This window comes from Peribacillus asahii (genome assembly GCF_003570725.1).
Classification (GTDB): domain Bacteria; phylum Bacillota; class Bacilli; order Bacillales; family DSM-1321; genus Peribacillus; species Peribacillus asahii.
In genome coordinates, this window is sequence record NZ_QWVS01000052.1 from 1 (window position 1) to 23747 (window position 23747).

Here is a 23747-nt window from a genome sequence, read left to right on the forward strand (position 1 = left end):
AAATTTAAAAATAAAAGGTTTCTCTACACTCTGGGGGTTTTTTCTTAATAAATTCTTTTATACACAAAACTGTAAAAATTTAATTTCTATGATATTAGATTGATTATGCGTATTCTGATATGATAAAAAGGGAGGATGCGAGGAAGGATGTAGTAAAACGGAATGAATATAACAGATTTAATTAAAGCGGATACAATTATTATGGATTTACAGGCTACATCAAAACGAGCTGTTATAGATGAGTTGGCGAACCAATTAGGAGCTGTAGATCGAGTAATAGATGTTGAACAGTTTATTACAGCACTTTTAGAACGTGAAGAACAAGTGACGACAGGAATTGGGGATGGAATGGCTTTTCCACATGCTAAATCAGAGGCTGTGAAACAGCCGGCGATTTGCTTCGGTAAATCCGAACCCGGTGTTGATTTTCAGTCGCTCGATGGAAAGCCTGTTCATTTGTTTTTTCTAATTGCGATTAATGAACAGGAAGAGATGGATTATCTCGACACACTTTCTACCTTAACGACTTTTTTATTAGATGAACAATTTCGGACACAATTAATGAATGCAAAAAAGAAGGAAGAGGTTTTAACTTTGTTTCGGGCAAAAGAATACGAAGCAAAGAAGGCATCTGCGAAAAAAATTCTTGCGGTAACCTCTTGTCCAACAGGCATTGCTCATACATATATGGCTGCTGATGCTTTAAAGAAGAAAGCGGAAGAGCTAGGCATTGATTTTAGAGTTGAAACGAACGGCTCAACGGGTGTTAAAAATGCCTTAACAGCTGCAGAAATAGCAGATGCATCGACGATTATTATCGCTGCTGATAAACACATAGATATGACTCGTTTTCGTGGAAAAAGAGTAATTGTTGTACCTGTTGCAGAAGGAATTCGACATCCAGAAGAGCTGCTGAATCGTGCGGTATTAGAAGAAGTACCGATTTATCAAGGACATGAAGAGATTAAATTTGCGACGAAAGGATTCTTTATTTATAAGCATGTAATGAATGGTGTTAGTAATATGCTGCCATTTGTTGTTGGTGGTGGAGTGTTACTTGCTTTGTCGTTTATGTTTGGCGTGAATCCTGATGATCCAAATTATCACCCATTTGCAAAGGCTTTAAATGATATTGGTGGAAGTACAGGAGCTTTTTTCTTACTTGTTCCCGTACTTGCGGGATTCATTGCTAGCAGTATTGCCGATCGACCCGGATTTGCTCCTGGAATGGTTGGAGGCTTACTTGCAGCTAATGAAGGAGCCGGTTTTCTCGGTGGACTTGTAGCTGGTTTTTTAGCAGGCTACATTGTTCTCTTGTTGAAGAAATGCTTTGGTTTTTTACCTTTTTCACTACAAGGAATTAAACCTACTTTGCTCTATCCGGTATTCGGGGTTTTAATTACTGGTCTATTTATGATTTTTATTGTAAACGAGCCAGTAACCGCAATCAATGAGGCGTTAACTGGTTGGTTGAAAGGGCTTTCTGGGACCAATGCAATCATGCTCGGTATGATTCTTGGAGCGATGATGGCGATTGATTTAGGGGGTCCGCTCAATAAGGCAGCATTTACCTTTGGGTTGGCTGCAATCGAAGCGCACAGTTTTGGACCGCAGGCGGCGATTATGGCGGGAGGGATGGTCCCTCCACTTGGAATTGCTATGGCGACAACTCTTTTTAAAAATAAATTCACGGAAACAGAAAGAAAATCGGGTATGACCAATTATCTTTTAGGTGCTTCCTTTATAACAGAAGGAGCGATTCCTTACGGAGCAGCAGATCCAATACGTGTTATTGGGAGCTGTACCATTGGAGCGGCTATAACAGGTGCACTAACTATGCTATTTGGAATTACATTGCCTGCTCCACATGGCGGAGTATTTGTTATTCCTCTTGTGAATCATCCATTATTGTATTTAATCAGTATATTGATGGGTTCGTTTATTACAGCGTTGCTATTAGGTATATGGAAGAAACAATTATAGACAATACAAGGAGCTACTTCATGATAGCTCCTTTTTTAATCCTGTATAATAATTCCTTGTTTTCCTTGGTAATATTTTAGCCCTGAATTCTCTCTTTAAGTTTGTTATTCTAATTAAAGAGCCCAAACAAGGAGGGATACAATGAAATACACGTATATAATGTCATTTATTGTGACAGCTATTATTGTTGTTTTAAGTCTTTTTACTCCACGCGAAATGCCGTCGAATACATTATCCGCTATAGAAAAAAAACCTCATATACAATCCAATAAAAAAGAGAGTAATCAGTTCTCCAAACCAATAAAGAAAGAAGAGAAAGAATTATTAGCAAGACTTGTTCACGCAGAAGCAAAGGGTGAACCATATCAAGGGAAAGTTGCTGTTGCAACGGTTGTGTTAAATCGTGTAGAGCATGAAGATTTTCCAGATACGGTTCATGAGGTAATTTATCAAAAGAATCAGTTTCAACCAGTGGCGAATGGTCATATCAACCAAAAGCCAAGTAAGGAAGCTGTTCAAGCCGTGGATGATGCTTTGAAGAATCATGATGAATTAACGGATGCTCTTTACTTTTGGAATCCAGATATTTCAGATGTTGAATGGATGAATAAACTGGATGTTGTAAAAGTGATTGGGGATCATCATTTTGCCATTTAAATGGAGAAGAGAAGAACCGTTTACACAGTTTGAGACGTTGTGTTTACGGTCTTTTTTATTTATGTAGAGTTTTTGGATGCATAGGGTATAATAGGGAAAGGAAGGAGGGCTTATATTATGGCAACTACACATGTGTTTACCCGAAAAGAAGAGCTTGTGAATGCTATCACACATGGAATTGGTGTATTACTTAGCATCGCAGCTTTAGTATTTTTAATTATTTATGCTGCACAGCAAGGAACGGCTTGGCACGTTACCTCTGCAACCATTTATGGGGTGTCAATGCTCCTGTTATATGCTTCCTCTACGCTTGTCCATAGTTTTCCTGAGGGGAAAGTAAAAGATTTGTTTGAAATTTTTGACCACTCTGCTATCTATATCTTTATTGCAGGAACGTATACGCCGATTATGTTGCTTGTTATTAAAGGAGCACTTGGCTGGACATTGCTCGGTATCGTGTGGGGAGTAGCTGTTATTGGTGTAGTATTTAAAGCCTTTTTTGTGAAAAAGTTTCTTTTTATTTCAACGATTTTGTATATTGCTATGGGGTGGCTCATTGTACTTGCTTGGGAGCCTTTAACAACTGCGTTACCATCGGAGGGGATTCAACTTCTTGTTGCAGGCGGCTTATTGTATACATTTGGAGCAATATTTTATGTATGGCGCGCTTTTCCTTTTCATCATGCTGTATGGCATATTTTTGTATTAGCGGGCTCTGTCGCTCATTTCTTTGCTGTATTATTTTATGTGATCCCTCAGTAAGAAACAGATTTGTGATAAATCTGTTTTTTTATTTTGGAGTATTTTTAATTGGGCCTTTGTTTGAGAAGTGAATGATTAGGGAATAACTAATGTATACAACTTAAGGAGGGGTAACAATATGAAAAATATACTAAAACTTGTACCATTCTTAGCCGTTATAATGTTAGCTGGTTGTGGAGATCAGGATGAAGTGAATAATCCACCAGCAGAGAATAATACACAAACAAATAATAATGAGACAGCAGCATTTTCATTTAAAGAGTTCGAATTAGATGTGGATTACAAAGGAACGAATCAAGATTATGAAGTTGAATATGATACTTTAGAAGGAAAAATAGAGGCATCTATTGAAGATTCTATAAATGACAAAAATCTTCATGGAGATGAAGCAATGAAAGAGTTAACTCCACTGTTTGATCAATTAACATTTAATCAAGATACACCTCAAGCGGAAGTTATTCAAGAAGTATTGAAGGTGTTTAACTTAAAAGATGATTATCAAGAATTTGACCTTGAAGTAACATTTGAGGATGGCATGAAAAAACAATATGAGCAGCACCAGTAATTAAGGAAGAATAACGCAACATACATACGTTGTCAAACAAGTGTTAATATAGTAAAATAGTCTTTATGTAACAAAGGGGTTATATAAAGACTATTCTACTCGGACTTATGGGGATAGGGCCGTAATCGATAGTGAACTATCGTTAGTAAAAAAAGCTACCACTAAATTGTTTAGTGGTAGCTTTTTTACTAGATATTTCCTAAGAAATAGTAGCTTTTTTTGGAAGCATTTTGGCACTTTCAAGTCTCGACCGAATTAAAATACCTATCCACGCAGCTAAAAAGGCCTTAATAATACCTCCGATAATAAAAGGAGCAAACCCCCCTAGAAAAGCAGCTTCCCACGTTAAAGAAGCAAAAAGCTTTAACCAAATAGTACCAATTGTTAGGTTAATAATCATTCCAACGATGTTTGCAACAAAAGCCATCGAAATATTAAATCGTGTTTTTTCAAGAATGAATCCGATAATGAAAGCAGAAATGACAAAGGAAAATAAGAATCCGCCGGTTGGCCCAAACAGTTTGCCTAGTCCTCCAGTCATTTGAGCATACACAGGTACACCCGTTGCACCAATAAATAAGTATAATATTACAGAATATGTACCATAACGTGCACCTAATATGGTTGCCGCAAGCCCAATGGCAAGCGTTTGACCTGTGATTGGGACAAGCGGTAAGGGGATGATAAGTTGAGAAAAGATTCCTATTAATGCAGCGAATAAGGCGATAATCATCATCATTCGCAGTTTTTCATGGCTGTTAGTCATAATAGCCTCCTATTGTAAACTATTTTCGTATAATCAGTTAACAAATAAAATTTTAATAGGATTTAGGAAAATTGTCAATTTAATTATGAATTTTATCATAATTGTGAAACCCTAGGAAGGAATGGTACGTATATAATGGTGTATTCAACCAAAAAAGGGGGATAGTTGAAGAGGTGGGTGATTATATATATAAGGGTGAAGCTTATGGAGATATTTGGGGTGTCGTTGCAAACGTTTTATCTTTATGGACTTATTATTTCAGGAGCAGTTACATTTCTTTTTATTTTATTTCATGATGTGTTTAGTGGTTTTGAACTCCCCGACATGTTTAATCCAACGCTTGTTTTTAGTTTTTTTACACTCTTTTTTGCTACTGCCTTTCTCTTTACATGGGGTACAGGACTTCATGAATGGCTCGTAGCTAGCTTATCATTTGTCATTTCCTTAATAATGGTAACTTTATTGAATCTATTTATTCTTATACCGATTTCAACTGCTGAGGAATCGCTTGCCTTTACAGAGGATGATCTTCAAGGAAGGGTAGGACGTGTTTTGACGGCTGTACCGGTAGATGGATTTGGTGAAGTGTTAATTGAGAGTAATAGTGGGAATATTGCTAAACCTGCTGCAAGTTATAACAATGAGGCGATTCCTTTTGACACGAAGGTGCTCGTTATTGAAGTGAAAGAAGGCGTTTTATATGTTATTGCTTATAAGCAAATTTAAGGGAACTGAGGAGGTTTGCTATGATTTGGATTGTTATTGTGGTAGTTGCTTTTTTATTGATTGCTCTACTAGCCGTTTTTGTGACCAAATATCGTACAGCGGGTCCAGATGAAGCTTTAATTGTAACCGGGAGTTATTTAGGCAATAAAAATGTGCATATTGATGAATCCGGCAATAAAATTAAGATTGTTCGTGGTGGAGGTGCTTTCGTACTTCCTGTTTTTCAACAAGCGGAACCTTTAAGCTTATTATCTAGTAAGCTTGAAGTCTCAACACCGGAAGTATATACAGAACAAGGTGTACCTGTGATGGCAGATGGTGTATCCATCATTAAAATTGGTGGTTCAATTACAGAAATTGCAACGGCAGCCGAACAATTCCTTGGGAAATCGAAAGAAGATTTAGAGCAGGAAGCACGTGAAGTATTGGAAGGTCATCTTCGTTCGATTTTAGGGTCGATGACCGTTGAAGAAATTTATAAAAATCGTGAAAAATTTTCGCAAGAAGTGCAGCGTGTAGCTTCTCAAGATTTAGCGAAAATGGGGCTTGTTATTGTTTCTTTCACGATTAAAGATGTCCGAGATAAAAACGGTTATTTAGAATCATTAGGAAAACCAAGAATTGCTCAAGTGAAGCGTGATGCAGATATTGCGATGGCTGAAGCGGAAAAAGAAACGAGAATTAAGCGAGCGGAAGCCTCTAAGGATGCCCAAAAAGCTGAGCTTGAACGCGCTACAGAAATTGCGGAAGCCGAGAAACAAAATAAACTGAAAATTGCAGAATATCGTCGGGAACAAGATATCGCCAAAGCTCGTGCCGACCAAGCATATGATTTAGAAACAGCACGAGCGAAGCAGGAAGTAACCGAACAAGAAATGCAAATTCGGATTATTGAACGTCAAAAGCAAATTGAACTAGAAGAAAAAGAAATTTTGCGCCGTGAGAAGCAATATGATTCTGAAGTGAAGAAAAAAGCCGACGCTGACCGCTATGCTGTTGAGCAAGCTGCATCTGCGAATAAAATGAAACAAATTACAGAGGCGGATGCTAATAAATATAAAGTTGAAGCAATGGCCAAAGCGGAAGCAGAACGAATTCGTATGGATGGACTTGCTAGAGCTGAAGCACAAAAAGCACAAGGGGAAACGGAAGCGGAAATTATTCGCTTAAAAGGGGTTGCCGAAGCGGAAGCGAAACAAAAAATTGCTGAAGCATTCGAGCGATTCGGCCAAGCGGCTGTGATGGACATGATTTTGAAAATGCTTCCCGAATATGCAAAACAAGTCGCTAGTCCACTAGGGAATATTGATAAAATTACAGTTGTGGATACGGGGGGCAGTGGTGAAAATGGCGGTGCCAATAAAGTGACAGCTTATGCAACGAACCTAATGTCTACCTTACAGGAATCTTTAAAAGCTTCTTCAGGTATTGATGTAAAAGAACTGCTCGAAAACTTTGCAGGAAAACAAACGGTATTATCAGCTCAAAAGAATGAAGGATATACGGAAACGACAGCAGTAATAGCAGAAGAAAAAGAATAAACAGGGTAAAGTGGCATTTCCATTAGGGATGCCACTTTATTTTATTACGTCTAATCAACTGTGTTGTTTAATGGGTCTAATATTTTCAAAATTTTAGTTACCTGCCTAGACGGACTGTATACAGGATGCATAGTGTTAAAGGGAAGAGATATTTGACTACTATGAGGAGGTACAGGAGAATGAATCCATATTTACAACCGGTTTCTATTGATGCATATGATATGAGACGTCCATGGGGAAGAAGGCCGTGGGGAAGAAGACCTTGGGGCTGGGGTGGATTTGGATTTGGAGCACCATTTGTCGGTGGCCTATTAGGTGGCTTAGCTGCAGGTGCTTTAATTAGTGGAGCACCATTCTATGGTGGATATCCATACTATCCATACTATCCGTACTATGGGTTTTAGTAATCTATTCATTCGGTTTCATTAAACAGGGACTGCAGGTTTCTTTTGTCTATGTAATATTGAAAGGTTCTAAAATAATAAGAAAAATCATCATAGTATAGCCGTTGATCTTCGTTAAAACAATAATGTTCTAAAAAACTTTCGATAATTGCTGTTTGTTCAACTTTGGCGAATAAATCACTCACATAAAATTGATATTTAAATTTTTCGTATAAAAAAGAGTACCCTGTATTATCAAAAGATTGTTTAATTGATTGCATGTCCATCAAATTTTCGCCTCCGGTATCAATATACCTGTTTTTTATCTCTTTTATTCAGGGAGAGACGCGAAAAACGCACAGCTAAGATTTGAGCTGTGCGTTCTCTTACGAAACTTATTGATACATTTCAGTAATTTGTTTTTGCAAGTCTTTATTATTTAAATACTCATCATATGTCATTTGTTTATCAATAATGCCTTTAGGTGTGATTTCAATAATACGATTTGCAATGGTTTCTGTAAACTGATGATCGTGAGAAGCAAAGATTAAAGAACCTTTAAAAGCAATCAGTCCATTATTCAAGGCTGTGATAGATTCTAAGTCAAGGTGACTCGTTGGTTCATCTAACATTAATACGTTTGAGCCGCTTAACATCATTTTAGAAAGCATACAACGTACTTTTTCCCCACCGGATAGAACACTTGCTTTTTTCATTACTTCTTCGCCAGAGAACAGCATGCGGCCTAAGAAGCCACGTAAGAAACTTTCTGTTTGATCATTTGGTGAGAATTGGCGTAACCAATCGACTAATGATAACTCGCATCCTTCGAAGAATTCTGCGTTATCTTTTGGGAAGTAGGCTTGAGAAGTCGTTACGCCCCATTTGAATGTGCCGCTATCAGGCTCCATTTCACCAGCAAGAATTTTAAATAATGTTGTTTTAGCAATTTCATCTTTACCGACTAAAGCAATTTTATCATCTTTGTTCATAATAAAACTTACATTGTCTAATACTTTGACGCCATCAATTGTTTTAGAAATGCCTTCGACACGAAGAAGATCATTTCCGATTTCACGGTCCGGTGTAAAGGCTACATACGGATAGCGACGAGAAGATGGTTGGATATCATCTAACGTAATTTTATCGAGTAATTTTTTACGAGAAGTTGCTTGACTTGATTTAGACGCATTTGCACTAAAGCGTGCAATAAAGTTTTGTAATTCTTTAATTTTTTCTTCTTTTTTCTTATTTGCATCTTGTGCCATTTTAAGAGCAAGTTGACTAGATTCATACCAGAAATCGTAGTTACCAACATAGATTTTAATTTTACCAAAATCAAGGTCAGCGATATGTGTACATACTTTATTTAAGAAATGACGGTCGTGTGAAACAACAATTACGGTATTTTCAAAGTTAATTAAAAATTCCTCTAACCATTGAATGGCTTGTAGGTCAAGGTGGTTGGTCGGCTCATCAAGAAGAAGAACGTCTGGTTTTCCAAATAACGCTTGAGCAAGCAATACTTTTACTTTCTCTCCACCTGTTAGTTCGGCCATTTTTTTGTAATGAAGATCTTCACCAATTCCTAGTCCTTTAAGAAGGATGGCTGCTTCTGAATCTGCTTCCCAACCATTCATATCAGCAAATTCGCCTTCCAGCTCAGCTGCTCTCATACCGTCTTCATCTGTAAAATCTTCTTTCATATAGATTGCATCTTTCTCTTGCATTACTTGATACAATCTCTCGTGTCCCATAATAACCACTTTCAATACTTCTTCTTCTTCATACTCGAAATGGTTTTGTTTTAAGACAGCAAGGCGTTCGCCTGGTCCCATGTGAACGTCGCCAGATTGTGGTTCAATTTCACCAGAAAGGATTTTTAAAAATGTAGATTTACCAGCACCATTTGCGCCGATTAATCCATAACAGTTACCAGGTGTGAACTTTATATTAACATCTTCAAATAGTTTACGGTCACCATAGCGTAAACCAACATTATTTACAGTAATCATGTATTTGCATTCCTCCAAAAAGACTGTTATATCAACGTTTCTATTAATTTATTTTACTAAATTTGACGTTGAATTGCACGAGCCGCAGTTTACAACCGTGTATATTTTAAACTGTGCCTCGCTAAATTGTACCTTATTTCAGTGAAAAGTTAAAGGATTGTTCGGTAAGGGTGGAAAGATATACTAACTTATAGGTAACTGAGTATGAAAGAACTCATGGATATTTTAAAAAACAAGAGCAGCGGGCATCCTACAGGGTGCTTTTTTGTGTGCCAGACATGGCCAACTATCTAGGTGGTGAAAGCCCACCTAGGGGTACACATCGAACAACCACTAAGGGAGCGCAAGGATTTAAGGTGCATAATGAATCATAAAATAAAGCTCGTTAGAATATATAATAGAGGCCATATACAGTTTGTGTATGCAACGACCACTGAAAATAGACTTTTCATTAATTATTCAAGGGCTATTGTTCTTTACATTCCTTGGGATAGAGGCATCTCTGTTAATTTTTTGATAAATCATCTTAAGAGGAGTTTATAGACTCTATAGGGGGCGAGGAATTATAAAAACTTCTTTTAAAATTAATAGGATAACAGGACTGAAATGAGGGGGTTTTAGGTTATTTTTCAATTTTTATGAAACTTTTTGATAGGTTTATTCGTTTAACTAGTAGGTAACGTCAACTAACACGGTTCATCACCATGTAACAGTGTTCTATACATAGCTACATATTATAAAGGCAGTTTGAAAGGAGGGAAGTGTAGGAAGTGCCGATAAAATATATAATGGTTCTTATATATGCTTGTTTTCTTTTAGTTTCCTGTTCAACTCCTATTTCACCATCCGCTCAAGAAGATAAAGAATTAGCAATGATTGAAGAAAAATTGTCTTTAAAAAGGAGGTTAGGTGTAAAGGGAGCTGGACAGCCTCCCTTTACACCGTTACTGCTCTCATTAAATCATGAATATTTTCCCAGGCATAAGCTACTTGAATTAGTTCTTTTTCATAGATAGAAATTGGTTTTGACGCAATAAGTTGTCCGCCCATTGAGCTATAAAAAACGCGATGTACATTCTCTTCTAATGCCCAGATGACGACATTTTTATACTCCTTTGTGATAAAAATATCAAGAATTGGCTTGATAAGCTGTTTGCCAATGCCTTGTCGTTGATACTCCTTTAAAATATAAATCGCGTAAATTTCCCCTTGATAAACAGGGTCTCTCGTTTGCTCGGTTCCACCGGCAGCAAAACCGATAATTTCTCCATCGGCATTTTCCGCTACAAAGATCGCAGAATGGATGGTCTTTAAATTTCTTCTCCAATGTTTTGCCCGGCTCTCAATTGTTAATGAGTTTAAATAATCATCGGGAATAATGCCTGCATATGTAGAGCGCCAAGTTTCAACGTGAACATGGGCAATGTCGGTTACATCTTCTTCCGTAGCTTTTCTAATGTTCAAAAAATCACTTCCGTTTTTTGTTTAGTTACAAATATGATGGTGTGGATTTTTAAGTTTCTCTCCTGTTTATGGAGCTTTTATCAACCAGATTATTTAACATAACCCTAATTATATTAAAACGTATAGAAACATGTCATCTTCTATGTTTCTTAAACTGTACATAAGTGGTACACTAGTATACTGTTTAAGATTATAAAGTAAAAAATATAGAGGAGTTTTTTATGAATATTCACTTGAAAAGAGAACAATATGAAACATTACTTAAGCTTGTTCAATATGGATATTGGATAGCTTCTTCTGACCAGGAAACGAATGAGGCTCAAGCGTTTGGTGAAATGGAACAGCATATATTGTCACTGGCAAAAGACTTCGGTTTTGACGGTGTTGAATGGGATGAAGAGTATAACTTATATGATATGACAGCAACATGTAAAAATGACATACAACAGGTAATTGATCAGTATGAAGAGATGGTGTTTAAAGATAAATTAGCGTATTATCTTGCACGCCGGGACTTGGCTCATGAAATGGCGGAGCATGTATATGATGAGGAACGTGCTTTTGAGCGCATTGTCGAACTAGAAGAAGAATATCATCTTCACTTAGAGAAGCATGGAGTTAGTCACTTACAAATTGATAAAATTAAATGATAATGAGCATAATAGTTGCTGTATACTCGCTCTGTACATTGAGTGTAAAAAGTGATAGATTCAACTATGTTGAAAAATACATATTGGGGTACAATGAGAAGTAAAGGAACGTACGGGAGGAAATTATACATGCAAATGATACAGGTCGGAAAGGCCGTTGAATTAGAAGTCGATCGCGAAACGGAATTTGGCTATTTTTTAACAGATGGCACAGATGATGTATTGCTTCATAATAGTGAAATAACAGAAGGAACAGAACTAGAAATTGGGCAGGAAGTAACCGTTTTTATTTACTTAGATAAACAAGGTCGTTTAACGTCAACGATGAAGATTCCAAGTATTCAAGTTGGTACATATGGCTGGGCGGAAGTAGTGAATGTTAGAAGAGAGTTAGGTGTATTTGTCAATATCGGTCTATCTAAGGACATTTTAGTATCATTAGATGATTTACCGAATTTGCAGCATCTATGGCCAGCAGTAGGTGACCGTTTATATGTTTCTTTAAAAACAGATCGTCAAGAACGTTTATTTGCTAAGTTAGCAACGGAGGACGTCATTCAGGAAATGGCGGTAAAAGCGCCGTTAAAAGGTGTACGTAATACGACGGTTAAAGGAAATGTATATCGCTTATTAATGGTTGGATCGTTCTTCGTTTCAGAAGAAGGCTATCGTTGCTTTGTACATGAAAGTGAGCGAAAACAAGAGCCGCGATTAGGAGAATTCGTAGAAGGCCGCGTCATTGATAGCAAAGAAGATGGCACATTAAATGTGTCGTTAATGCCATTTAAACAAGATAAAATGGTGGAAGATGCCGAGGTCATTTTCCGTTACTTAATGAATCGTGGCGGGGCGATGCCATATGGGGATAAAACGCAGCCAGAAGACGTTCAATTTCATTTTGGGTTGAGCAAAGGAGCGTTCAAACGCGCATTAGGGAAGCTAATGAAAGAAGGAAAAGTTTATCAAGAAGACGGTTGGACGTATTCGTCTGATCGAAAATAAAACATATACATTGAAACAGGCCATGAATTTTTTAGAATTCATGGCCTTGCTCGTTTTTCTTATGACTTATTTGAAATCTTGTAAAGGTACGTTTAAAATCGGATACTTGCTCCAATTTGTATCTTCATAATGCCGCCACTCACTGTTAATAGTTGAAAAACCATGTTTTTTCATGACTTTTGTTAAGTAATCTAAATTTTTCTTTAGTGTATCATACATAAGCGAGAAGGTTGAACCTAGCGTATAAAACTTTTGGTTCTGATTCTGGGGACTAGGGGGCTACGCAAAAAGTTAAGCATTAGCTTGGGTTCATAGAAATCCCCCACTTCAGGCTGGATTAATAAGTGGGGGAGGTTCAAAAGTATTAAAAAATCTTTTTCCTGTTTTGTTCTTCTTTTAAAATTTCGACAGCTTCTCGAAAACGCATAGAGTGTACAATTTCACGTTCGCGTAAAAAACGTAATGAATCGTTAACATCTGGGTCATCGGAAATGTCAATTAGCCATTGATAGGTAGCCCTTGCTTTTTCTTCGGCGGCGATATCTTCGTATAAATCGGCAATGGGATCTCCTTTTGCTTGAATATACTTTGCGCTCCATGGCTCTCCAGCAGCATTTTCGTAGAAAAGAGCACCATCGTGATTTACATACCGCTCAGCAAGGCCAGCTGCCCGCATTTGCTGCGGCGTGGCGTCTTTTGTTAGTTTATACACCATTGTTGCAATCATTTCGAGATGCGCAAATTCCTCGGTTCCAATGTCTGTAAGTAGTCCGATTACTTTATCTGGAATCGTGTATCGTTGATTTAAATAACGGAGAGCAGCGGCGAGTTCACCGTCTGCACCTCCATATTGTTCAATGAGATATTTTGCGAGCTTTGGATTGCAAGTGCTGACTTTCACAGGATATTGTAATTTTTTTTCGTAAATCCACATATTTTTCCCTCCTCACACTTGCCATGGCCATGGGCCGCTTCCCCAGTCCCATTGTTGACCAACCGGGCTATTTCCATATTGTAATAACGGACCATATCTTGGCTCGAAGATGGCTTTTAATTGTCTCGAATACTCCGAGTATTGATTGAATTGCGTTAATGCATTTTGATCATCTGGGTGTGTATCCAAGTACAGGGTTAATTCAACGAGAACAAAGTCGGCGGCTTGGATTTGCTCCAGCAGTTGATAGTACTCTGCATCTAGTTTCTTGTTCATTTAAGAATCCCTCTCTCGATATGGGTTTTCATAATAATCATAAAAAACTTTCCAAAGTGTGCCGCTCCTTAATGCTTCTTGTGGAGAAAATTGTTCAAGGTTTGGTGGTTGAAAGGTCATATATATGTTAATAGGAGTTCGGTAAAATTTATTGCCGATAGGTGGACATGGGTCAAATGGACTGTGGAAAGGTTGCCACGTTTTGACCTGTGTAAACGATTGTTCATGCTGTTGATCCATTATAAAATCCCTCCTTCACAGAAAAATTCTGCCTATACAAAACTATGCACATTCTACCTGTTTATGCTTAAATCGGTAAAATAGCTACTAGTTCACGTTATTAAAAAAGACATGTACAATATAACTATGAATCAGCAGTGAGGAGGGCTTTTTATTGATTGAAAAAGCACGTGAATATTTACAACATTATTTTGGATATGAGTCGTTTCGAAGTGGTCAGGAAGCAATTATTGAACGGGTGCTTGCAGGAAAAAATACAGCAGGAATTATGCCAACTGGTGGAGGAAAGTCGATTTGTTATCAAATTCCAGCTCTTTTGTTTCCAGGCATAACACTTGTTATTTCGCCTCTCATTTCTTTAATGAAAGATCAGGTGGATGCGCTTGTACATAATGGAATTGAAGCGACGTATTTAAACAGCTCGATTTCTGCTAGTGAAGCATCTATGCGAATGAACGATATTAAGCAAGGAAAATATAAGCTGGTTTATATTGCTCCGGAGCGTCTAGATCATTCCGCTTTTCAACAAGAATGGCAGCATATGAATCTATCCTTAGTAGCTATTGATGAGGCTCATTGTATTTCGCAGTGGGGACATGATTTTCGGCCAAGCTATTTAAAAATTAAAACCCTTTTAAAAGAGTTGCCATCGAAACCAATTGTGCTTGCTTTAACAGCGACAGCTACACCGGAAGTAACAGCAGACATTTGTCAGTCGCTTGGAATTGATAATGAAACGACGATTTCTACAGGGTTTGCTCGGGATAATTTGTTTTTTTCGGTTGTGAAAGAGGAGAATCGCGATCAATTTCTCACGCGTTATATAGAAAAGAATAAGCAGGAATCGGGTATCATCTATGCGGCAACAAGAAAAGATGTTGATTTGCTTTATCAACGGTTACAAAAAGCAGGCATCCAAGTTGGACGTTATCATGCGGGAATGAATGAAGGCGAACGCTCTTTCATGCAGGATCAATTTATTCAGGATGACCTATCGGTGATGGTCGCAACGTCTGCATTCGGAATGGGGATTGATAAATCGAATGTCCGATATGTGATTCATTATCAAACTCCTAAAAACATGGAAAGTTATTATCAAGAAGCGGGACGTGCTGGACGAGATGGATTAGATAGTGAGTGTATTCTCTTATATTCTCCGCAAGATATGCAAGTGCAGCGTTTTTTAATTGAACAATCTCACCCAGATCCTGAACGAAAAGAAGAAGAGTTAAAGAAATTAAATAAAATGAAAGATTATAGTTTTACCGAAGGCTGTTTACAAGCTTTTATTTTACGCTATTTTGGCGATGCAAACCCTGAAGATTGTGGTCATTGTGAGAATTGTACAGATCAACGCCATTCAATGGATGTAACAACGGAAGCTCAAATGGTACTATCTTGTATGATTCGTATGGGGGAACGTTTTGGAAAAACATTAATTAGTCAAGTGTTAACAGGCTCGCGTAATAAGAAAATTGAAGAGTTTGGTTTTGGGCGTTTATCAACCTATGGTATTATGAGGCAGCAAACAGCGAAGGAAGTAGCGGACTTTATTGATTTTCTTACCGCTAAGCAATATATCGAAATGACAGGTGGGCAGTATCCGGTATTAAAAGTAACGCATAGTGGGAAAGAAGTTTTAATGGGGCAGAAGCAAGTGTACCGTAAGGAAAGAAAGCAAGTTGCTGCCCTTACAATGGATAATGTCTTGTTTGAACAATTACGTCATGTGCGTAAAGAATTGGCGAGTGCGGAAAATGTTGCACCATTTATCATTTTTTCAGATGTAACGTTAAAGGATATGGCGGCTAAATTACCGCAAACGAAGGAGCAACTCCTGAATGTGAAAGGAGTCGGGCAACAAAAGCTTGAACGATATGGTCAAGCTTTTATGGAGAGTATTCGAGCATATGTCGCTGAGCACTCCGATGTAGCGCATATACCCCAACCGAAGGAGAAATCACGACAAAATGGAGGAATACCAACGCATCTTGAAAGTTATCAATTGTATCGTGAAGGCAACGCGATAAAGGACATTGCGACAACTCGCAGTTTATCAATTGTGACGATTGAAAGTCATATTATCAAGTGTGCTGAAGAAGGTTTGGAAATAGACTGGAATCAAATTTTTTCGGTAGCGGAATATCAACAAATTATTGAAACAGCCAATCGGCTCGGTGCAGACAAGCTTAAGCCGTTAAAAGAAGCGTTACCTGAGGAAATATCCTATTTTATGATTAAAGCAGCCCTTGTAAAAGCGAGGATAGAAGAGTAATTAAATTTTTTTCAGTTCATAAATAAGTTATAAACGTAATGCGTATACTATGGAAAAGAGGAGGTTGCCCATGTATTTTGCTAAGAGAAATTCAGAGGAGCCTGAAATAGTTATTGAGAATACCGTTGTATACGCATGCGAATCAGCTAGTTGTAATGGGTGGATGAGGAAGGACTTTGCTTCTGAAAATTATGTATGCCCAATGTGCGGCAGTCAGTTAATTGAAGAAGTACGAGAACTGCCAAAAATCCAAACAGACTTTAATTCATTTAAGTGAGGGGTGAGTTGTTCACCTCTTTATTTTTTTTGTAACTCTTTACATGTAGAAAAATATATGTTATTATTGAAATTCAGTGATTTGAATGGTAAATCGCTAGAGGGTAATTTTTTATAAGGCACAGTTTGTGAATACTATTGATTGACGTAATTTTTAGCTTAGTGTGTACACAATTACTGTTTCACACATAGCTGTATGAAAAGAAACTAACAATCAATCGCCTCATATAACATAGCCTTTTATAAAGTAGCATTTCTATTAAATTATGCTCGTGAGTTGAGTATAAGCATGAAAGATTAATCAATTGATTTCTCCACATTTATTTAGCCTTCAAGATTTTCTACAACCCTTTTATGTGTAAATTTCATTTTCCATTATTATGAGAGATTTTGTGAATAAAGATGTGCTTTGTGTCCTAGAACTTGATTCTCACAGGCGCGGCTTTGGAGCCGTATGGATGAGAGAGAGGCAGGGCTTTCATTGTTTCAGGTTTGGGCAGAAATTACGCTCGTGTATAAAGTAGCTTAATAGGAAATGCTTTGTTTATATACCAGTTGGGACTTTTATCCAAATAGTTGAGCTGTAATATGATATAATAGAATTAGATTTCTTGTTCATACTAACGGGTTCTCGTATCTCGTTCCGCTTGAATGAAAAATAGCTTTTCAAAGAATCTAAGGAGTGAGATATATTGTATAGACGAAATAATGCAGAAGAAGTTGTCCCAGAAGAAACGAAAGTATGGGAATGTGTAGCTGATGATTGTAAAGGATGGATTCGTGATAACTTTACAAGCAGCGATGATCAAAAGTGTCCGTTATGTGGTAGTGAAATGAAGGCCGGAACACGCATGCTGCAAGCAATTAATAATCCAAAAAACTATTAAGTGGAAAAAGAGCAAATGCTTAAAACAGCATTTGCTCTTTTTTAATGAATATCTTTTTTCTTAAAGCGGCCGCCGCGTACTTCAGCAATATCCCCAACGGCTAGAAAGGCAGAGGGATCGTATTCTTTTACGATATCTTTTAACTTGGCTTCTTCAAGACGGTTAATGACACAGAAGATAACTTTCTTATCATCCCCAGAGTAAGCACCTTCACCAGTTAAATAGGTAACCCCGCGGCCAAGTCGATGGAGAATGGCATCGCTAATGTCATGAAAGTTGTCACTAATAATCCAAACGAATTTCGATTCATCAAGTCCTGCAATCACGACATCCATTGTTTTATAAGCGACGAAGTAAGCAAGAATAGAGTACATAGCACGATCCCAGGAGAAGACAAAACCAGCGCTTCCTAAAATGAAGATGTTGAAAAACATGACGATTTCGCCAACAGAAAAGGGCAATTTCTTACTGGCTAAAATCGCCATAATTTCTGTACCGTCGAGAGAGCCGCCATATCGAATAACAATCCCGATTCCAACACCAAGAATCATACCGCCAAAAATTGAAGCGAGCAGAATGTCCTGCGTAAAGGCAGAAACATGATGTAATAAGGTTGTTGAGATAGAAAGAATGATAATTCCATAAAGGGTGGAAATAGCGAAGGTTTTACCAATTTGTTTATAGCCGATAAAAAAGAAAGGAAGGTTTAAAAGAAAGATAAATATCCCTAATTTCAAACCGGTCGTGTAAGATAACATAATCGAAATTCCAGTAATGCCTCCATCGATTACATTATTCGGTACTAAAAAGATTTCAAGACCGATACTCATTAAGATGGCGCCTAGTGTAATAAGAAAAGCACGTTGGATAATTTGGCGCATTGTTAAGCGTTTATGCTGCGCTTTTTTTTGGACAGCTTCCGCTGCATGATGGCTTATTATGTCTGACATATGCTTGTCCCACTCCTTTTCCTATAAATATACGTAATATGTACTACTAATTATAAACATAGAGAGATTTGTAAATAAAGGACTTTACATCATAAATGTGAAGTTTTTTGCTGATATTACTTATTTTGGGCCGAAAATGGGAGAAAAGGAATATTATAAAATGAAATAAAAACAAAAAAAGTTTTTAATATAGTCACTTTTTCCATTACAATATAAAGAAAATAGATGTAGAAAGGTAATATGAAATAATGGACGGACTTATTGTATCACCCAATTCAGTTATTTTTATTACCGCGGTAATGTTGACTTTTATTTCGACATATACAGCGATTGAGCTATTATTGATGATGCGGACAACGAAAGGGCATATGAAGCGTTTCTTATATGTAGGCAGCAGCTTTGCGTTAGGAATTGCGATTTGGACACTTAATTTCTTTAATAGTTTAATTGGCGGTGACAATCGTATCGTTTCAATGAACGTAGCTATTAGTGTTTTAGCTTTTGTACTTGGAACGGCTTTAGCAGCAATGGGTTTCTTAAGTTTATCTAAAAAAAAGCTGCGTCTTTCCCAGTTGTTAATGGCCAGCTTTTTGCTCTCCATGGCTGTATTGTCTAGTTATATTATTGGAATGTATGCCCTGCAGCATTCATTTGCGTATAATGTAGTCTTACTCGGTATACCATTTGCTATTCTTTTTTGTTTATTTGTTGTGGCCCTTCTTATTTTATTTTATCCAAGCAGATTTAATCGAGGGAATACGTACTTTTTGAAGTTGGTTAGTACGTTGGTCATGACGGGGGCGATTACCCAAGGGCATTTTTTGCTGTTAAGCGCGTTCCCTGTTAATCACGCAATCGGCAGTATTAATGAACTTTTGAGTGAGATGCCTTTTATTATGTATTTACTCTTTTTTGTTTCGCTTCTTGTATTATCAGGTTTGATTACGTCTAGTACGATTATTAATCGTCGTTTAGCCAAAAGTGATAATTATGTAAAGGATATTCGCTTTGCGCTTGATCAATCTTCTATTATTGCGATTACCGATCCAAAAGGTATTATTACGTATGTAAATGATAAGTTTGTTGAGATTTCAAAGTACAGTGAAGAAGAGCTGCTTGGACAGAGTCATTCTATTATTAACTCGGGATATCATCCGAAAGAGTTTTTCGGGAATTTATGGAGCACGATTAAGCAAGGACGCACATGGAGCGGGGAAATATGCAATAAAGACAAATATGGCAACTTCTATTGGGTCTATACGACGATTGTGCCTTTTATGGAGAATGGGAAGCCATATCAATTTATTTCGATTCGTTCGGATATTACGCGTCGTAAACAAGCAGAGCAGGATTTGAAAACATCGATTCGCGAATTACAAGATATTTATAATGCACTTAATCATTCGTCTATTGTCATGATTACGGATAAAGCAGGGAAAATCGTTCAAGTGAATGACCAATTTATTGCTATTTCTGGATATACAGCAGAGGAACTAATCGGTCGTTCACATTCCATCCTGCAATCGGATTATTATACAGAAGCATTATTAAAAGAAATTGGGGAAACGGTTCGGTCAGGAAAAGTATGGAAAGGGGAATTACGCAATCTGGCGAAAGATGGCGGGGAGTATTGGGTAGACGCGACCATTGTTCCGTATCGTTCTGAAGCAGGAAAACCGACGTACTTCTTATCCATTCTTCATGATATTACCGAACGGAAAAAATCAGAAGAGCTATTACATCAACAAGATAAATTAGCCGCCGTCGGCCAATTAGCAGCAGGTGTGGCCCATGAGATTCGTAATCCGCTTACATCGATGAAGGGATATACAGAGTTTTTACAATTGGATGAAAAAGACCCAACAAGGCTCGAATATTTGGATATTATCTTAGATGAAATTGACCGTGTAAACCAAATTGTTGAGGAGTTTCTTGTGCTTGCGAAGCCTCAGTCTGTTAAGTTAGAAACAAAAAATATTGTTCCAATCATTCAAAATGTTTTATCCTTAATGGAATTTGATGCGAGAAAGAAAAAGGTCAATTTTTATTTTGAAAACATGTATGATTTCATTTTCGTTCGTTGTGATGAAAATCGTTTGAAGCAAGTGTTTTTAAACTTTGTGAAAAATGGAATTGAGGCCATGCCTAATGGCGGTCATATTAAAGTGACAACAGAGCTTAGAGAAGGCGAAGTACAAATTTCTTTTGAAGATACTGGTGTCGGCATTCCGCCCGATCGTTTGAAAAAGCTGGGCGAACCATTTTATACGACGAAGGAAACCGGAAATGGCTTAGGGTTAATGGTGAGCTTTAAAATTATTGAAAGTCATCAAGGGCGTATAGTTGTTGAAAGTGAAGTGAATAAAGGAACCGCTTTTAATATTTTATTACCGTTAGAAACGGCATAGGGGTTTATCAAATTATGATGTGTGAGTAGGGATGATAGATGAATACATTTCATTGTTGCGCAACATGTGAACACTTTCGCAGCGAGAGAGTTGATGATAAGATGCGTTATTATTGTTCAAGACTTCGTTATGAAACGCATCCAAAATATCAATTTAATTGTTGGTCTCCGACAGAAATCGTTCAAAAATTGATGGAAAAAAGAAAGCAAGAGAGATAAAGACAGAAGAAACTTTCTTCCTGTCTTTTTTTTTGTCTTTTTATAGAGATGTGTTTTAATGGAAACATTAGAATGTTTTGGAGGGATGAAGGTGAGCAGATGGAGGGTAAGAATCGTCACGGTTTTCTCGGCGCTGCTCGGTCTGTTGTGGATAGGCTGTCTTAGCTGGGCAATCGTTGATTATTATCATGGAGAAGCTTCTGGTGTTGAAGATCTATCCGCACAACCGATTGAAAAGCGTCCAGACGAGTTTATTGTTGTTGCTTTAGGAGATTCATTAACCCGGGGAACAGGTGATGAAACAGGAAAAGGATATGTAGGCACTGTGACTGAAGAGCTTGAAAAGAAATTTGATCATCCTATTACGGTTCAAAATCTTGGGATTAAAGGATTAGTATCTGCTCAATTAGCAGAACAAGTACAAGAACGAGAAGTGAAACGACAGCTTCAACGAGCAGATGCGATTTTAGTAACCATAGGAGGCAATGATTTATTTCAAAAAGGAGAGACGTTGCTAAATCTAGATTCAACAAAGGTTTCTAAATTACAAAAAAATTATTTAGTACATTTAGATGCAATTTTATCGACAATTCGTCAGAATAACAGTTCAGCTCAACTGTTTATGCTTGGGTTATATAATCCGTTTATTGAATTGGATGAAAATGGGGAGCTAAATGCCATTGTACGGCAATGGAATAATGAGACAGCTGAGGTGTTAGCGAAATATGAAGACATGGTGTTTGTGCCAACTTTTGACTTGTTCCAATTATCGGTTAATGAGTATTTATACTCGGACAAGTTTCACCCAAATAGTGCTGGATACCGCTTAATGGCTGAACGAATTGCCCCATTAATTGAATGGGAGGCAAAAGATGATGAGTAATGTGACATTAGAAGTAAACTCTGTAAGAAAGACAATTAGAAAACGAGAAATTATTAAAGATATTAACTTCACTGTTAGAAAAGGAGAGGTCTTTGGATTTTTAGGGCCAAATGGTGCAGGTAAAACAACGACCATTCGAATGCTCGTTGGACTAATTAAACCAACAGCAGGTTCCATTCGCATTTGTGGCTATGATGTGAAAAAGGATTATAAGAAGGCCATGCAGCATTTAGGCTGTATTGTTGAAAATCCTGAACTATATCCTTTTTTGAGTGGCTGGAATAACTTACTTCATTTTGCGAGAATGCTGCCGAATGTAGGGGAAGAGCGAATGATGGAAGTGGTCAAGTTAGTTGGGCTAGAGCAAAGAATTCATGATACGGTAAAAACGTATTCTCTTGGTATGCGCCAACGACTTGGAATTGCCCAAGCGATGTTAAATCGTCCCAAGTTATTAATTTTAGATGAGCCAACAAATGGTCTTGACCCAGCAGGAATTCGTGAAATGAGACAATTTATTCGTATGCTTGCAGAAGAGGAAGGAATGAGTGTGCTCGTTTCTTCACATTTATTAAGTGAAATTCAACTGCTCTGTGACCGCGTAGCGATTATTACGAAAGGTGAAATTGTGAAGGTAGGTACAGTTAGTGATTTATTAAGTGTACAAGAGCGGATGAGCTGGCGTGTTGAGCCCATAGAACTTGGAAAAGAAGTATTACGTTCATTAACAGAGGTAATGGAAACAGAAGATGGTTATGTACTGACAAGTTTTGATGAAGAGGAAACGCCGAAATGGAATAAAGCGCTCGTAAAGCATGGTGTGAAAATACTTGAAATGAACAGAAGACTTCCGACGTTGGAGGATTTATTTTTAGAGCTTACAGACGGAGGAGGTGCAGGTATTGAGTAACTTAATTCAAAACGAAATGATGAAGCTGTTGGCGAAGAAAAGGCTGCTTATTATTGGTGTAATTGTCGCTGTATTAATCATTCTATTTACATATGCTCAATATAAACAAGCCGAAGAACAAAGAGAGAAGCTTGGAACAGATGATTGGCGTACAGCTGTACAGCAGCAAATTATCGATATTCAAAATCGTTTAAGTTCTAGTCGGATGTTAGATGAGTGGAGAGAACAGCTGCAGGTAACGGTTAAACAGCAGCAATATTATCTTGATCATAATATTAATCCATCTGAACCTGGAGCGGCTACATTTACGAGAATGTTTATCGAAAATGCGAGTTCTTTATTCATTCCTTTATTAGTCATGATTGTAGCGAGTGATTTAGTCTCATCTGAAAGTAGTCAAGGAACGATTAAGTTATTGTTAACAAGGCCTGTGCTGCGTTGGAAAATATTAATGAGTAAGTATATTACGTTACTCTTATCGATTTCCATAATTGTAGCGATGACAGGAGTTTTAGCATATGCATTATCGGGTGTCGTTTTCGGTTATCATGGTTGGAATGCTCCAATTATTACTGGATTTACAGTGGAAGCTGGAAATGTAGATACAAGCGGTGTTCGTTTAATTAGCCAATGGCAGCTATTATTGATGGATTTTGGATTAGTTTGGTATATCGCTGTTGTCGTTGGTACGCTTGCGTTTATGTTATCTGTATTGATACGCAGTACTCCTGCAGGGATGGGAATTATGCTGGCAGCTCTTATTTCGGGGGCTATTCTGAATAATATGGTATCGTCTTGGGAGTCTGCCAAATATTTTTTTATGGTCAATTTACAGCTTACTAATTATTTAAGTGGAGTCGCTCCACCGATTGAAGGAATGACGCTTTTATCGTCTGTACTTATTCTTTTTGTGTGGTGGCTGGCGGCGTTGATTGTTTCATTTATCGTATTTATTCGAAAAGATGTATATTAGACA

General features: G+C 37.5%; 24 protein-coding genes. 16 read left to right on the top strand and 8 right to left on the bottom strand.

The window, feature by feature from the left end; all coding sequences use genetic code 11:
- The first annotated feature begins 162 nt into the window (after positions 1-162).
- The 4 genes from D1953_RS18530 to D1953_RS18545 all read left to right on the top strand — a co-directional run bounded on the left by D1953_RS18530 (position 163) and on the right by D1953_RS18545 (position 3967).
- The gene (locus D1953_RS18530) at positions 163-1983 is read left to right on the top strand and encodes a PTS fructose transporter subunit IIABC (RefSeq protein WP_119118635.1); all 1821 of its coding nucleotides are present in this window, start codon (positions 163-165) and stop codon (positions 1981-1983) included.
- Between the two features lie 141 nt (positions 1984-2124).
- The gene (locus D1953_RS18535; protein ID WP_245980258.1) at positions 2125-2640 is read left to right on the top strand and encodes a cell wall hydrolase; all 516 of its coding nucleotides are present in this window, start codon (positions 2125-2127) and stop codon (positions 2638-2640) included.
- A 117-nt stretch (positions 2641-2757) separates the two neighbouring features.
- Positions 2758-3402, top strand: coding sequence for a PAQR family membrane homeostasis protein TrhA (trhA, locus tag D1953_RS18540; protein ID WP_119118636.1), 645 nt, complete (start codon positions 2758-2760; stop codon positions 3400-3402).
- Positions 3403-3520: 118 nt separating this feature from the next.
- Entirely contained in the window at positions 3521-3967 is a 447-nt protein-coding gene (locus D1953_RS18545; RefSeq protein WP_119118637.1) for a YusW family protein, read from the top strand.
- Positions 3968-4166: 199 nt separating this feature from the next.
- On the opposite strand, the gene D1953_RS18550 is transcribed toward D1953_RS18545, so the two are convergent.
- Positions 4167-4733, bottom strand: coding sequence for a biotin transporter BioY (locus D1953_RS18550; protein ID WP_119118638.1), 567 nt, complete (start codon positions 4731-4733; stop codon positions 4167-4169).
- A gap of 204 nt (positions 4734-4937) precedes the next feature.
- Here D1953_RS18550 and D1953_RS18555 point away from each other — a divergent pair, with 204 nt between their 5' ends.
- The 3 genes from D1953_RS18555 to D1953_RS18565 all read left to right on the top strand — a co-directional run bounded on the left by D1953_RS18555 (position 4938) and on the right by D1953_RS18565 (position 7404).
- Positions 4938-5459 (top strand): NfeD family membrane protein, encoded by a 522-nt coding sequence (locus D1953_RS18555; RefSeq protein WP_119118697.1) that lies wholly within the window; start codon positions 4938-4940, stop codon positions 5457-5459.
- Between the two features lie 20 nt (positions 5460-5479).
- Entirely contained in the window at positions 5480-7000 is a 1521-nt protein-coding gene (locus D1953_RS18560; RefSeq protein ID WP_119118639.1) for a flotillin lipid rafts scaffold protein FloT, read from the top strand.
- Between the two features lie 179 nt (positions 7001-7179).
- Entirely contained in the window at positions 7180-7404 is a 225-nt protein-coding gene (locus tag D1953_RS18565; RefSeq protein WP_119118640.1) for a hypothetical protein, read from the top strand.
- A gap of 8 nt (positions 7405-7412) precedes the next feature.
- Here the strand turns inward: D1953_RS18565 and D1953_RS18570 are convergent, their stop codons facing one another.
- The 3 genes from D1953_RS18570 to D1953_RS18580 form a co-directional block, all read right to left on the bottom strand.
- Positions 7413-7670 carry a hypothetical protein gene (locus D1953_RS18570; protein ID WP_119118641.1) on the bottom strand — a complete coding sequence of 86 codons (258 nt, stop codon included), beginning with the start codon at positions 7668-7670 and terminating at the stop codon, positions 7413-7415.
- Positions 7671-7778: 108 nt separating this feature from the next.
- Positions 7779-9398 carry an ABC-F family ATP-binding cassette domain-containing protein gene (locus D1953_RS18575; protein WP_119118642.1) on the bottom strand — a complete coding sequence of 540 codons (1620 nt, stop codon included), beginning with the start codon at positions 9396-9398 and terminating at the stop codon, positions 7779-7781.
- Positions 9399-10334: 936 nt separating this feature from the next.
- On the bottom strand, positions 10335-10862 hold the full coding sequence (locus D1953_RS18580) for a GNAT family N-acetyltransferase (protein WP_119118643.1): 528 nt from the start codon (positions 10860-10862) through the stop codon (positions 10335-10337).
- Between the two features lie 221 nt (positions 10863-11083).
- Between D1953_RS18580 and D1953_RS18585 the strand changes: the two genes are divergently transcribed.
- Both D1953_RS18585 and D1953_RS18590 read left to right on the top strand, forming a co-directional pair.
- Positions 11084-11512, top strand: coding sequence for a hypothetical protein (locus D1953_RS18585; protein ID WP_119118644.1), 429 nt, complete (start codon positions 11084-11086; stop codon positions 11510-11512).
- A gap of 129 nt (positions 11513-11641) precedes the next feature.
- Entirely contained in the window at positions 11642-12514 is an 873-nt protein-coding gene (locus D1953_RS18590; protein WP_119118645.1) for a CvfB family protein, read from the top strand.
- Positions 12515-12878: 364 nt separating this feature from the next.
- On the opposite strand, the gene cotJC is transcribed toward D1953_RS18590, so the two are convergent.
- Genes cotJC through D1953_RS21455 form a run of 3 tightly spaced genes read right to left on the bottom strand, consistent with a single transcriptional unit; the run spans position 12879 to position 13964 of the window.
- Positions 12879-13448, bottom strand: coding sequence for a spore coat protein CotJC (cotJC, locus tag D1953_RS18600; RefSeq protein WP_119118647.1), 570 nt, complete (start codon positions 13446-13448; stop codon positions 12879-12881).
- A gap of 12 nt (positions 13449-13460) precedes the next feature.
- Positions 13461-13724, bottom strand: coding sequence for a spore coat protein CotJB (cotJB, locus tag D1953_RS21450; RefSeq protein WP_182480677.1), 264 nt, complete (start codon positions 13722-13724; stop codon positions 13461-13463).
- Positions 13725-13964, bottom strand: coding sequence for a spore coat associated protein CotJA (locus tag D1953_RS21455; protein ID WP_182480678.1), 240 nt, complete (start codon positions 13962-13964; stop codon positions 13725-13727).
- A gap of 154 nt (positions 13965-14118) precedes the next feature.
- Between D1953_RS21455 and recQ the strand changes: the two genes are divergently transcribed.
- From recQ to D1953_RS18620, 3 genes are all read left to right on the top strand, one after another.
- Complete coding sequence (recQ, locus tag D1953_RS18610; RefSeq protein WP_119118648.1) at positions 14119-16239, top strand: DNA helicase RecQ; 2121 nt, start codon at positions 14119-14121, stop codon at positions 16237-16239.
- 70 nt (positions 16240-16309) lie between these two features.
- Entirely contained in the window at positions 16310-16516 is a 207-nt protein-coding gene (locus D1953_RS18615; RefSeq protein WP_119118649.1) for a cold-inducible protein YdjO-related protein, read from the top strand.
- A 691-nt stretch (positions 16517-17207) separates the two neighbouring features.
- Positions 17208-17402 carry a cold-shock protein gene (locus D1953_RS18620; RefSeq protein WP_119118650.1) on the top strand — a complete coding sequence of 65 codons (195 nt, stop codon included), beginning with the start codon at positions 17208-17210 and terminating at the stop codon, positions 17400-17402.
- A gap of 41 nt (positions 17403-17443) precedes the next feature.
- On the opposite strand, the gene D1953_RS18625 is transcribed toward D1953_RS18620, so the two are convergent.
- Positions 17444-18283, bottom strand: a complete 840-nt coding sequence (locus D1953_RS18625; RefSeq protein ID WP_425454291.1) for a YitT family protein — start codon at positions 18281-18283, stop codon at positions 17444-17446.
- Between the two features lie 317 nt (positions 18284-18600).
- Here D1953_RS18625 and D1953_RS18630 point away from each other — a divergent pair, with 317 nt between their 5' ends.
- The 4 genes from D1953_RS18630 (at position 18601) to D1953_RS18650 (ending at position 23744) form a co-directional block, all read left to right on the top strand.
- Positions 18601-20760: a PAS domain S-box protein gene (locus tag D1953_RS18630; RefSeq protein ID WP_119118652.1), complete on the top strand. Its 2160-nt coding sequence runs from the start codon at positions 18601-18603 to the stop codon at positions 20758-20760.
- Between the two features lie 309 nt (positions 20761-21069).
- Positions 21070-21861: an SGNH/GDSL hydrolase family protein gene (locus D1953_RS18640; protein ID WP_119118698.1), complete on the top strand. Its 792-nt coding sequence runs from the start codon at positions 21070-21072 to the stop codon at positions 21859-21861.
- Positions 21851-22771 (top strand): ABC transporter ATP-binding protein, encoded by a 921-nt coding sequence (locus tag D1953_RS18645; protein ID WP_245980260.1) that lies wholly within the window; start codon positions 21851-21853, stop codon positions 22769-22771. The genes D1953_RS18640 and D1953_RS18645 overlap by 11 nt, the downstream gene beginning before the upstream one ends.
- On the top strand, positions 22764-23744 hold the full coding sequence (locus tag D1953_RS18650) for an ABC transporter permease (protein WP_119118654.1): 981 nt from the start codon (positions 22764-22766) through the stop codon (positions 23742-23744). The genes D1953_RS18645 and D1953_RS18650 overlap by 8 nt, the downstream gene beginning before the upstream one ends.
- The last annotated feature ends 3 nt before the right edge of the window (positions 23745-23747 follow it).